9 protein-coding genes, 1 tRNA gene and 3 pseudogenes are annotated in these 12,293 nt (G+C 34.3%); 5 read left to right on the plus strand and 8 right to left on the minus strand.

Annotated elements, in window-relative coordinates:
* Window positions 1-26: 26 nt before the first annotated feature.
* Entirely contained in the window at window positions 27-980 is a 954-nt protein-coding gene (locus tag ACQ7EO_RS12935) for a hypothetical protein (protein WP_434277539.1), read from the minus strand.
* A gap of 104 nt (window positions 981-1,084) precedes the next feature.
* Here ACQ7EO_RS12935 and ACQ7EO_RS12940 point away from each other — a divergent pair, with 104 nt between their 5' ends.
* Together ACQ7EO_RS12940 and ACQ7EO_RS12945 are read left to right on the plus strand one after the other, a co-directional pair.
* Window positions 1,085-2,503, plus strand: a complete 1,419-nt coding sequence (locus ACQ7EO_RS12940) for a KAP family P-loop NTPase fold protein (RefSeq protein WP_434277540.1) — start codon at window positions 1,085-1,087, stop codon at window positions 2,501-2,503.
* Window positions 2,504-2,515: 12 nt separating this feature from the next.
* Complete coding sequence (locus ACQ7EO_RS12945; RefSeq protein WP_434277541.1) at window positions 2,516-3,202, plus strand: hypothetical protein; 687 nt, start codon at window positions 2,516-2,518, stop codon at window positions 3,200-3,202.
* Window positions 3,203-3,346: 144 nt separating this feature from the next.
* Here ACQ7EO_RS12945 and ACQ7EO_RS12950 read toward each other — a convergent pair whose 3' ends face one another.
* A complete protein-coding gene (locus ACQ7EO_RS12950; protein WP_171495536.1) occupies window positions 3,347-3,508 on the minus strand; it encodes a hypothetical protein in 162 nt (53 codons plus the stop codon).
* Between the two features lie 150 nt (window positions 3,509-3,658).
* Window positions 3,659-3,886, minus strand: a pseudogene (locus tag ACQ7EO_RS12955) (phage portal protein); the annotation flags it as partial.
* A 55-nt stretch (window positions 3,887-3,941) separates the two neighbouring features.
* Here ACQ7EO_RS12955 and ACQ7EO_RS12960 point away from each other — a divergent pair.
* A protein-coding gene (locus tag ACQ7EO_RS12960) for an IS3 family transposase (protein ID WP_434277542.1) occupies window positions 3,942-5,101 on the plus strand; the annotation gives its coding sequence in 2 pieces (ribosomal slippage) (window positions 3,942-4,188 and window positions 4,188-5,101; 1,161 coding nt in all).
* Here ACQ7EO_RS12960 and ACQ7EO_RS12965 read toward each other — a convergent pair.
* The 3 genes and pseudogenes from ACQ7EO_RS12965 to ACQ7EO_RS12975 all read right to left on the minus strand — a co-directional run bounded on the left by ACQ7EO_RS12965 (window position 5,069) and on the right by ACQ7EO_RS12975 (window position 9,638).
* Complete coding sequence (locus ACQ7EO_RS12965) at window positions 5,069-5,908, minus strand: phage portal protein (protein ID WP_434277543.1); 840 nt, start codon at window positions 5,906-5,908, stop codon at window positions 5,069-5,071. The genes ACQ7EO_RS12960 and ACQ7EO_RS12965 overlap by 33 nt on opposite strands.
* Window positions 5,908-7,692, minus strand: a pseudogene (locus ACQ7EO_RS12970) (terminase large subunit domain-containing protein). Before ACQ7EO_RS12970 ends, ACQ7EO_RS12965 begins: the two are co-directional and overlap by 1 nt.
* 560 nt (window positions 7,693-8,252) lie before the next feature.
* Window positions 8,253-9,638 carry a S1 family peptidase gene (locus ACQ7EO_RS12975; RefSeq protein ID WP_434277544.1) on the minus strand — a complete coding sequence of 462 codons (1,386 nt, stop codon included), beginning with the start codon at window positions 9,636-9,638 and terminating at the stop codon, window positions 8,253-8,255.
* A 298-nt stretch (window positions 9,639-9,936) separates the two neighbouring features.
* On the opposite strand from ACQ7EO_RS12975, the gene ACQ7EO_RS12980 reads away from it, so the two are divergent.
* A complete protein-coding gene (locus tag ACQ7EO_RS12980) occupies window positions 9,937-10,710 on the plus strand; it encodes a GPO family capsid scaffolding protein (protein WP_434279617.1) in 774 nt (257 codons plus the stop codon).
* A gap of 17 nt (window positions 10,711-10,727) precedes the next feature.
* Window positions 10,728-10,943: a P2 family phage major capsid protein gene (locus ACQ7EO_RS12985; RefSeq protein ID WP_434277545.1), complete on the plus strand. Its 216-nt coding sequence runs from the start codon at window positions 10,728-10,730 to the stop codon at window positions 10,941-10,943.
* A 73-nt stretch (window positions 10,944-11,016) separates the two neighbouring features.
* On the opposite strand, the pseudogene ACQ7EO_RS12990 reads toward ACQ7EO_RS12985, so the two are convergent.
* Window positions 11,017-12,042, minus strand: a pseudogene (locus ACQ7EO_RS12990) (tyrosine-type recombinase/integrase).
* A 143-nt stretch (window positions 12,043-12,185) separates the two neighbouring features.
* Window positions 12,186-12,262 (minus strand) — tRNA-Val (locus tag ACQ7EO_RS12995).
* Window positions 12,263-12,293: the final 31 nt, after the last annotated feature.

Consider the following 12,293-nt stretch of genomic DNA (forward strand, 5'->3'; position numbering starts at 1 on the left):
AGAGTATCTTAGATACTATGTGTGGGTCAAGGGCTAAATTTACCAAATAAAGACCGGGTCTTTCTGAAACGTAATATTTGGATATCGTTAGTTGTAGCAAAATCCTGAATTTTATTAATAATCATATCTATATCATCGAAGTCACAATAAAAATAAATGCATACACCATTTTCTTCATCACTGCTAGTTTCAGCATTCCGTACATTTATTATTTCTTTAGTAAAATCTAATATAGCTAATACATCACTAAATATGGTTCCATCCGCAAAATATATCGTGATTTTTATGTTATATTTTTTATTATTCTTAATATCATTAGGCTGGGTATAACTATATTTTGAATTCATATTAACCGTTCTATCTTTTGCAATAGAATGCTTGATTCCTTGTAACTCAGACATCAAAACCTGAAAATACTCCTTGTCTCCAAAATTAGACGTATCTTGCAAACTTGCAGGATTCGTAATTGAAAGCAACTTAATTATTGAATTTACGCTTTTTCCGTCTTTTACTGCCTTTTTAGTTTCGTCCAAGACTTCTTGAATAGTTCTCTGATCAGCTAATACATCTCGATAGTCCAAACCATTACGATATTCCACATATCTGAAAATATTAATGTCAAAAATTCTAGGAGTTCCCTCTTCTTGAACAAGAATTGTTGGTTTATCGAAAGCTTGTCTTAATCCTAATTCAAAAAGTACGTTTGGGTTACGTGTGCTTAAATCACAAATTGCCATAGGCGATTCAAGTAACTTTTGAAGAATATCGAGCTGAATTAAGTTTGCTTGTTTCGTATCATCTGCACGAACTGGTTTATAACCTGCTGCACGACAAGCAGGTGCGAGAATGTCTTCATACACTCGTTTGAAGTGACCTTGCTTATAGTCAGGATGATCTGCAATAGGCATGATGATGAAACAATCATTATTTTCTGGCTGTTCTACTGTTGGTGCAGTTTCTGGAGTTTTTTTTGCTGTCATGGGTTTTTAAGTTTAAGATTTATCATTCCTTAGTAGTATCTTAGTTACTCAAAATAAGTCAATAATGTTATTATCTTTTTTTATAATTAAAAAGGGTTTCAAGTTTGAACACTACAACAGAACAAGCAGTAAAATTTCCTTGGATTAAAGATCAACTTCAAACAATTGAAACACCATTTAAAGATGACTTTTGGGGGCGTGAAGCTTTAGCAGAGCGATTGACCGATTACGTATCACGCTTACATGTTGGTGCAACAATTGCTATAGACGCTGAATGGGGAGCAGGAAAATCTTGGTTTGTTCAAAACTGGAAGGCCAAATTAGAACAAGATCAATTTAAGGTTATTTATTTAAATGCATTCAATCAAGATTATGTGGATGACCCTTTTTTAACTATTTCTATGGAAATAGCTAATGCTATAAAACAAGATACAAATGCTTTTGAATCCATAAAAGCAACTATTGGTCAAGCATATCGTGCAATTTTACCTAATTTACCTATGTTATTGTGGTATTTGACTACTTCATTAGTCGGTATTGGTGCAGTAGCTAAACCCGTAGCTGATGCCGTAGCTACTTTGAAATCTTCTGAAGAATTTGGAGAAAAAGCTGCGGAACTTTTAAATGAAAAACTCCAAGAACATCTTTCTGCCCAAGTTGAGAATTATGAGAATGAAAAACAATCACTAGACTACTTTAAAACTCAACTAGCTCAGATAACATCAGAACTTGATAAGCCGTTGATTTTTATTGTTGACGAGCTTGATCGTTGTAAACCTGAATTTGCAATTCGTCTTATCGAACGTATTAAACATTTTTTTGATATACCGAATGTTGCATTTGTTTTAGCAATTAATAAAACTCAACTAGAAGAAGCTATCAATAGTTTTTATGGTTTTACTTCTGCTTCAAACTATTTAGAAAAATTCATTGATTTTTCAATCTTGCTCAAAAATCAAGATATCAATGGAAGTCGATATCAAAAAATATTAGAGCAATATAATTATGACCTACAATTAAATATTGAAAATGAAATAAACGATTACTATACAAAAATTTGTATGGTTTATAAACCAAATCCTAGACAACTTTTACGTATTTTAAATAGATTTTCTCTATTAAAAGCAAGCTCTGATAATAGACAATCATTATTTTTATTTATCATACTAATTTATAGAGAACTTAACCTAATAGATAACTATTGTGAAGATGAATTCTTAAAAGATTTCTGTAAAAGACAAGAGTCTTTTTTTGCAAAGGGATTTATACATTTTAAAAGTAGTTTCGCTAGCTGGGATGTTAATCGTAATGGTGACCAACTTCTACACTTTCTCATTCAGATTATTTATAAAAGCGATTCTAACAGTTTATTTGAACCATTATTCCTTTATTTTGACGGTGTTAAGCTTAAAAAAATCAGACATCAACAAAATAAAGTTTTCTATTTCCCTTCTAATCTACAAGATCAAGATATTGATTTGGTTGAAGCCTGGTATAAATATATTTACATGATTACTGATTAACTTTGAATAGATATGGAAAATTTAGATAAGAACCTACCAATTATTCAGCAATTGCTAGGTGAGCAACTTGGTCATGTATTTGGTATAATTATAGTTATTGTGTTCTTATACAACTATTTTTTTAAATCAGAAATTTTTCAACATTTTTTTATTTTTATAAATTTCAAGTCTTGGAAAATATCTAAAGAAATCTTAGTTATTAATGAAATTATAAGCAATAGCTCTATTCACGCCACAACTTTAAAAAATTTAGAATACAGATTAAATGTTTTATATTTGCAAAAGTTTTTAAACATCAATGAACCTGACCTCAACAAACTTGAATACTTAAATGGATATAAAGACGTTAAGAAAGCCATTGTAAGATATAAAAGATGCAGTAAAAAATTAGTTTTCGTTTTAGAAAAAAATGCATTATTTTTAAGTGGAAAAAACTCCACAAAAATAACTGAAAAACAGGCTGATTTCATTATTAACTGGGCATTTTTATTCTATTTCTCATTAACTTTCCCGCCTGCACTTTGTATTCCGTATTTAATACATAAACAAGATAATAATTTACAGACAATAAATTATATTCTTTTGTATCCATTTACTTTTATTCTATTTTGCTCTTGGGTTTTTTTAGTTGCTTTTGTGGTACGCTTTTTTTTCCAACGAGCAAATGCCGTAAAATTACTTAATATGGATAGAATTTAATAGCTTATAACCGTTAAAATATTGGCAATAGCATTGAGTATTGATGCGCATTGCCAACTCAAAATCATAAGTATGGCCATAAACCCTATTATATATGTCCATATTCGTAAATTTTTACTTTGTGATAATTTATCCATTTTGAATTTAACTTCTTAAAAAATAAGCAAGTGCGCAAATAAATGGACTAGCAGCAACTAAAAGTATTGCCGTCCCAATACAGAATCTTAAATATGGAGATAGATTTCCTTCCATTTTCATGCCCTCTTTAGGATGAAATTTAAACTTACCTTTGGTAAACTTACTCATATGTTCTCATTAATTCTTTGACAATTTATGGGAAATAAAAAAACCCGAGACGCCACATCTTGAGTTTTTTGCTGTTTGATTTCATTATTCACTTTTTCATAAAGTCATTTAAGCGATCAGTTTTGTATCATCCCCTCTAACAAATTAAGGTTATTTATAAACTTCTGCATATGACTTGAAACTAATAAGGCTCAAACCTATCCATTCATTGATAGAGTCAGCTATACGATGTTGTAAAGGAATAATCTCCGCATTCCAATGAACTTCTGCCGCTTCTTTGATTGAACCAAAACCACCAGTATTGTTGGGAATAACCCCAAGTAATTGAGGCGGTGTTCGCATTGCTGCCAGTATGTCATCCCTGATCCTAGACAAAATAATGGACATGTATTCCCTCTAAAGCTAACGTAAAGTTAACTTTGGAGATGTAAAAATGGCTAAACGCTTTAGTCCAGAATTTAAACAACAAGCAATAGATTATGCACTTTCGAATTCACATGAGTCTGTAGCTACAATCGCCCAGAAATTAGGTGTCGGCTATTCAACATTAGATAAATGGATTCGTGAAGCTAACCCAACAGGTTCAACCAAACGTCAACTTTCACCAGAGCAACAGCGTATTCTCGATTTAGAAAAAGAAGTCAAACAACTCAGGGAGGTCAATGATATTTTAAAAAAGGCGCATGTGTACTTCCTGACAGATCATGCCAAGAAAAGTACACGGTAATTCAAGGTCTAGCTGTGACTGAGATTACGGTTTCTTCTGCCTGTAAATGTCTAGGTGTTAGCACTTCGGGATACTATGCTTGGCGAAAGCGACAGATGTATGTCAATCAGAAATATACTGATTTAAAAGCTGTTTATTGGCAGCACCATGCTCGCTTAGGAGCACCTTCATTGACGCATGACATGCATGATTTAGGTTACTGCATGAGTGAGCGTACAGTTGGAAGAATGTTGAAAAAACTAGGTTTACGTAGCAAGATTGCACGTAAATATAAGCATACAACAGATTCAAATCATCGCTTGCCCACAGCACCAAATTTGCTTGATCGCCAGTTTACAGTCATGCAGCCAAATAAAGTTTGGACAACAGACATTACTTATATCCGTACCAAAGAAGGTTGGTCGTACTTATGTGTGATGCTAGATTTATTTAGTCGTCGAATTGTTGGTTGGCAAACCAGCCATCGAATAGACCTTCAATTGGTGTGTGACACATTTAATTATGCGCTTGCACGTCAAGGCTATCCAACGAATATCATGGTCCATTCAGACCAAGGCAGTCAGTACTGCAGTCGTGATTTTAGAGCACTATTATTAACGAATAATTGTATTCAAAGCATGTCACGCAGGGGGAACTGCTGGGATAATGCAGTGACCGAGAGCTTCTTTCATACATTGAAAGGTCATGTGGTGCATGGCAGTCTGTTTGCAACTCGAAAAGAGGCGAATACTGTCTTGTTTGACTATATTGAGATTTATTACAATCGGGTCAGAAGACATTCAGCAAACGGCTGGTTAAGCCCAGAAGCCTTTGAACAGAAATATTTTAAGACTTTACAGGGATCGGTTGTCCACAATACTGTCTAGGATCACCCGTGTGATCGACTTGATATGCGCAAACTCGTCCTTTGCAGCAACTTCGGATACAGGTATAAGCTTGATACCATCTGGCTTTCCGCTTGGAGAATATAAAAATAGATTTCTAAAATTCCCTGGTCCCTTACTGTCTTTCAAAGCTTGGCGCAAATTATTGACATCATCCTCACTCTGTTGCGGATCGGTCAGATATAAAATAAATCCAGCATGAGAACCATTGTTGTAATACTTACGACGAAACAATGTGGCAGATTCATTTAATAAAGCTGACTGTATAGCCGCCAAGTATTCAGGTGTGCCATAGATTTCTTGATTGATATCACATTCACGAATCTGAAAAACCGTGTCACGCTCAAAATGATGATATTTCCAGTTTTCAGTTACCATCAGAAATTCTTTTGGATCTTGTTTACGACGCATATATTTTGCTAAAGGTGTAGTTATTTCCACGATTTGATTGGTACGGCTTTTAATGACTTCGATATACCCCGTACCAAATACAAGGAAATCCATCACCAATTGTTCAAATGCTTTTGTAGACATCAATTTGTTAGGTTTAAAAGCTGACACCAATTGATTACGCTTATAGATAATTGCGATCGATAAATAAGGTGTACTTCTAAAAGACTTTGCCAACCCTTCCAAACTCACTGGGGGTTCATAATACGTGCCATTCCAATACACCTGAAACATACTCATCAGATCATGCGTATTCAACACTGGTTCAGGATCACCAAAGGTAAATGCCTGAATACTTGATTGAGGACTAAAAGTTTCTTGGGATTGGATGTCATTCATTAAAAAATTTCCATTGCAGCAGTATTGTGGAAGTTACGCCCTTCAAGTGGTTCATTGGCAAAAACATGCATACACGACCATGCAAGGTCAGCATGCCCTACTTCTTCAGAACGTGAAGCTTCAAAAGTGAATTGTCGACCTGATCCAGTCATGGTCTTTTTAATCGCCATGAAGCTTTGCGCTACATCCGTCCAGCCTGCATCAAACTCAAACCGGTTTTGATTTAGTACATCCATTGTCTTAAGAACCAACATGGTTTTAACTTCGACGGAATAACTAAATGTTGTCAGTGCTGGGAAAAATTGTTTAACCAATTGAGCAACACCTGTACCCATACCGGTTGTATCCATACCGATATAAGTCACACGATAGTTTTCACAAACTTTTTTGATATAAGCAGCTTGTGCCTTGAAGTCCATACCTTTGAATTGATGACGCTCGAGCAGCCGAAATTTTGGGCAATTGATTGAGGGTGGCGCTATGATGACTAGCCCTGCACTATCACCGGTTTCAGCAGGATCATAGCCGACCCAAACCTCCTGATAGCCAAATGGTCGTAAGGCAAGTGGTTTAAAATCTCTTTCCCAAAGTACCCATGAATCAATCATGCATGCTTGCATAACAGATAATGGAAATACCGAATGCCCATCATCCATGAACATACACATTAATAAATTGGCAAAGCTTTCTGCCGAATACTCAAAGCGTAATTCATCTATATCAAACAGATCACAACCGCCTCGTTCAGCATCCAAGATTGTAACGATCTGACGCCAGATTTTATCTTCACAAAGACGACCATCTTTTAAAGCTTCATGACTAACATCAATATTCAGCCGTTTATCACGTGTACGACCCTTATTGAATATTTCTCCTGTCCAAAAGCTATAAGCTTCATGACTTTTTGATGAAGGGGTTGAAAAATAGGTTTTGCTCCAACGCTTGTGCATTGCCATACCAGACGCAACTTTTTGCAGTGTCTGGAAGCCATGTACCCAAAAATATTCATCAAAGTAAAAGTTACCGTGGAAGCCTTGTGCTGTTTTAGCATTTGTTCCTAGAAATATTAAATCTGAAGATGGACCTTCTTCAAAATTCAACGTAATAGGATCTCCCTGTAAATCCAAATCAATAGATTCAGCAGCAAAGGCTTTGATATAAGATTTAAATACATGAGCTTGGGCTTTCGATGCCGAGAGAAATATCTGATTACTCCCTCCTGTGATCGAATCAACGAAGGCTTCACGTGCAAAATAGTAAGTTGCACCGATTTAACGGCTTTTAAGAATATTTCGAGATCTTTGATTTTTAGCCCGATACCATACTTTTTGATAATCAAATAAACCTTCTGAGAAATCTTTTTGAACCTTTTCAATCATTGCCGGTGTAATTAAATTTCGCTTTGGCATCTTTTTCGGTTTGGCATTTCTATTCTTAATATTTGGATTAATATCCGATTCGTTTCCGTTTTCAGTAAGATATTTTTCTCTACGGGTATATTTATCTTTTTGTCGCTCTAGAAGATCAATTTCCTTGAGATCACCAGGAGTTTTTTTATCCAATAAATACAAAGTACACAGACGAGCTTCAAGTGCTTGTGCTGCCATGCCTTCAGGCGCTTCTTTATCCCACTCATCACGTGATTTCCACGAATGAACTGTTTTTTCATTTTCTTGCAAACATTCCGCAATACTACTGATACGCCAAACCATCCAGTAAAGAAACTTAGCCTTTACTCGGTTATCAAATGTGAGTTCAAAACGTTCATTGTCAAATGTATTCATGTGCTCATTAAAGCAATGCCAATATGACAATGCTTGAACTACATTTTGTTGCATCCCCTCTTACAAACTGTGCTTATTTACTAATTGTTCAGTGCTTTTGATCATGAAGCTTATTCAATGATTAACACAGAGTATTAAAAAAATATTCTTAACTATATAAAGATTGAATTTTTTTTGTTTAAAAACATTACATATTTTATTTAAAAAAAACAATTTACACAGGCATAAGCATGGCCCAGTAGAATAAATTATAAATTAAATTAAGAGGTTCTTTGAAATACTAAATACTTGCTTTGCCAACTATACAAAAAATTGATAAATTAAGCTTAGACCAAAACAGTTTAAAATAAAAGTGAAATGCTCTATTCTAAGTGTCCTAATTCAAATCCTCACAAGCATTTAAATTTTTGAAATCATAATGCAACTACTACCCTTAACTTAATAGCTTGAATTACAAACAATCGATAAAGATCATTTTAGTTTTTTTCAACAAATTAAACCATGCAACTTATTCAAAAAATTTATTAATCCAACTCTAAAATTCATTTATTTTTAATCATTTATGCATATCTTTTTACTGCGCGCCAATTGATACTAAAATCAGTGAAAATTTCATCATTTTTATCAAAAAAGATAACTCCCTTAAAATAACATCTATGAATCATTTCAAAATTAGTTATCTCTGAAGTGTCTTTAAACTTAAGATCCAAATTCCAGATAACTATGCGCAAATCAAAATAAATATCAATTTTATACTTATCATCTTCTTGTTGAAGAATTGAAATTATTTCTATATCTTCAATTCCTTCAAAAATGTTAACAGTTGAATCATAAATTTCATCAACTGGATTAATATTAGGTATTGCATTTAAATACGTATGTATTACATCCAATGAGTCATCAAATAAGATATCAGCTATAGATTGTTCAATTTCAGATTCAATTTCTGGTAACCATTCCTCTACAAAATCACCTAATTCTTGGCCGTGTAATTGATTACTAATTGTAAATTCAAAATTATGAGAGCTTTCTCTCAAAGTTTTATATTCATCATCAGTAAATCTGAAAATCACATCACCCCATGGTTTCTTCTCAACATTCCCGTCCAATTTCACAAGATCAAATTTTTTTGCACGCAGAAGATTCATAGGATTGTATTTTTTTAATTTTTCATATTGCGTATCAAAACTTAAGGTTAAAGCTTCCCAAATTAGCGTAACATATGATGGACCACCTTCAAATGAAGAGGAGATAATACCTATAACATTACCTTCTGAATCAACAACAGGTCCGCCACTCATCCCGCCCATAGTATCCATGTCTACTTCAAAACATGGGGCAGGCATTCTGCTACCACGTCCTTGTGGATATGCTTGAGTTACAATGCCTGATGACACCATTGGCGTTACAAGCATAGTACTATCTTCATTACCTTGATGCCTAAAACCAAAAGCCCAAACACGATCACCAATTAATGGTTGAGATATTTTCATAGGAGCAAGCATTAGTGGTTGGTTAATTTGTGGCTCTGAATTTAATGTACATGTAACAATAGATAAATCAGATATTAATTCTTGATGAACATCTTCTTGCTTTTTGCTTACTACTGATTTATTCGCAATTGGAAGCCAAGCCCTTGCTCCTGTAGATAAGAACGTCATAAACATAGGAGTTTGCTTTTTTAGATGAAACTCTTCTAGAACATGTGTTGCGGTCAATAAAAGCCCTGGAGCAATCATAACTCCACTACCAATAAAATGTGGTGTTTCTTCATCCATGTTAACTACGGCAACAAGAGAATCACCTGCTTCATGCAAGGATTCCATAGATCCTAGACCATCTGTTGCTGAATATTGCATATTGTTCCAATTCTTATTCAATGTAAATAATTTATCACTATTTTCTGTAATAAGAACTGAAAAAGGATCTTGAGTTAATTTTGTCATTTATTTATGCTTTTAAATAAAGTTTAAAAAAGTATTATACATAATAATCAATTAATTAATCTTATTAAAAATCACTCATAGCAATTCACAATTCTTGATTCATAAGAGTTGTAATTTTTTATTTTCTATAATAAATGCTTGAACTACATTTTGTTGCATCCCCCTCTTACAAACAGTGCTTATTTACTAATTGTTCAGTGCTTTTGATCATGAAGCTTATTCAATGATTAATACTGAGCAGTTAAAAACCATGTCACAGAAATCTAAATTTTTTCGGGTTGCAACTTAAGGCAATACGATTGACGGTCGCAAGATCGAACGTTCTTGGCTTGAAGACATTGCCCAAACCTATAACGTCTATACATATGGCGCACGTATCTGGGTAGAACATTTGCGCAGTCTAATGCCTGATTCTGTTTTTGGCGCTTATGGCGATGTCGTTGCTGTCAAAACAGAAGAAGTTGAAATCAACGGTGAAAAGAAACTTGCATTATTTGCTCAAATCGAAGCAACACCACAATTGATTGAGTTAAATAAAAAAAGCCAAAAAGTATTTACTTCGATTGAAGTCAATCCAAATTTTGCCAATACCGGTAAAGCATATCTTGAGGGAATGGCTGTCACGGATACGCCTGCTTCCTTAGGCACTGAAAAACTTCAATTCAACTCAATGGCAATGACCTTTGGCAACAATGCCAAAACCAATCTATTTTCTGTTGCCCTTGAAACTCAACTTGAGTTTGAAGATGACAGTAAAAATATCTTTGCAGGCATGCTACAAAAATTCAGTGATTTGTTTGCACCGGAAATCGAAAAACAAGGTACAGATGCAAAAGTAAATTTCACAGAAGTAAAAAAAGTCTTAGATCAAATTGCCGAAACTTTTGGAAAACAAAATACTGCTTTCGCCAACCTTCAAAAAGAGTTTGATGAACTAAAGCTCAAGTACAACGGGCTTGAACAAAACCATAACACGTTATCAGAAGCCTTCAATAAGCAACCTCACCCAAACCATCATAAGCGCCCTGAAAGTACTGGAAATCAGGGCTCAACCACTGCTGTTAGCTATTAATACGGAATTCTAAAACCATGCGTAACGATACACGAAAAAAATTCAATCATTATATGGGTGAAGTTGCTCGTATTAATGGAGTAGATAGTGCAGCAGTACTCTTTACTGTTGCACTATCTACTCCTGTTCAAAGCCTTGAACAAAAAATTCAACTCTCAAGTGAATTTCTAGGTCGGATTAATATTATTCCAGTAAACATCTTTACGATCCTGATCTTGCGGATGTTTTACTAAAAACGACAAAGCGAGGACGTCTTAGAACTCGTTAGGAAATAAAATACCCGCTCATGAGCGGGTTTATTTTTCTTTAAGCTACATGATTGAAAGCATCAATCAGATCTTGAGCATTCGGGTTATAGTAAGTATTCACTAAGACATCTATCTTTTTATGTCCGGTAATTTTGGCCAGAACTTCCACTGGTAACTTTTTAACTCTTACGAGTCGGCTGATCGCTTCATGACGTGTATCATGAAAATGTAGATCATTTAATCCTATCAATGCTTTGCGCTTCTCCTACATTAAACGAAAAGCATTTTCAGACTGAGGAATGACTTTATTGCCTGTGTGTTTTATCAGCGTTAAAAGTGCTTTGGCTTCTTCAGATAAAGGGACATTTCTAGGTTCCCCATTCTTTGTTTTAGGTAGATGAATATGATCTTTATGAACATCTTTCTTATGAAGTGAAAGAAGCTCTCCTCGTCTAACAGCTGTTTCTATAGCAAATAAAAATCCCCAAGCTACAAAATGTTGTGGTAGGACTGGTACGTCTCCCATTTCATAATTCATTGCTTTAAGTATTAAATCAATTTCTGAAGGATGAATACGTCGAGCACGTGCTTTTGGCTTCTTAGGTTTTGAAATCAACAACCAAGGATTTTCTTCTAATAGAAAAAGCTCTTTTTGGGCATAAGTAAATACTGCACTATAAAAAGAGATCTCTTTCAATACTGTATTTGCACCAACCTCAAGCGATCGCTTATTTCTCCAGTTGGTTAATTGTTTGGGATTAATTTCATAAATAGATGTTCGGGAGAGAAAACCAAATTTTTCATCAAATTTACTTAATTGCCCTTTCATCCAGTCACGTGAACTTCTTGACTCTTTAAATTGACCAACGTTGTTATAGTACTGATCTAACAATTCTCTAAACGTTATTTTGGGCTTTACGCCTTTTTCTTCATCATTTTGGGCAATTTTAGACTCTAATATTGTTCTTGCTGCCCATTGTTCACATTCTTTAATGGTATCACGTGTACAAGAGATTCTTTTTCCATCTATTTGAATTTGTATGCGGTAAGCATCACCACGTTTAATCGGTTTTGGTAACTTCATTCATCCTCATCTTGGTGCATTCTTGGTGAAGTCTAGTAATTATTTCTATGATTTTTTGATAAATCTAGTCAAAACAAAAAAATTCTAACCATAAAAAAAGGCTTACAAGTCTTTGAAAATACTTGTAAACCCTTTAAAAATCTTGGTAGGTATATCCAGACTCGAACTGGAGACCTCTACGATGTCAACGTAGCGCTCTAACCAACTGAGCTATACACCTGAAGTGCTGAGAATATTATTCATTTTTTAAT

The organism is Acinetobacter sp. CE-15 (assembly GCF_051059255.1).
Lineage (GTDB): Bacteria > Pseudomonadota > Gammaproteobacteria > Pseudomonadales > Moraxellaceae > Acinetobacter > Acinetobacter guillouiae.

Bases quoted from the DNA above. Each gene is read 5' to 3' on its own strand.
- ACQ7EO_RS12935 (WP_434277539.1), bottom strand. From the start codon at position 980: ATGACAGCAAAAAAAACTCCAGAAACTGCACCAACAGTAGAACAGCCA.
- ACQ7EO_RS12945 (WP_434277541.1), top strand. From the start codon at position 2,516: ATGGAAAATTTAGATAAGAACCTACCAATTATTCAGCAATTGCTAGGT.
- ACQ7EO_RS12950 (WP_171495536.1), bottom strand. From the start codon at position 3,508: ATGAGTAAGTTTACCAAAGGTAAGTTTAAATTTCATCCTAAAGAGGGC.
- ACQ7EO_RS12965 (WP_434277543.1), bottom strand. From the start codon at position 5,908: ATGAATGACATCCAATCCCAAGAAACTTTTAGTCCTCAATCAAGTATT.
- ACQ7EO_RS12975 (WP_434277544.1), bottom strand. From the start codon at position 9,638: ATGACAAAATTAACTCAAGATCCTTTTTCAGTTCTTATTACAGAAAAT.
- ACQ7EO_RS12985 (WP_434277545.1), top strand. From the start codon at position 10,728: ATGCGTAACGATACACGAAAAAAATTCAATCATTATATGGGTGAAGTT.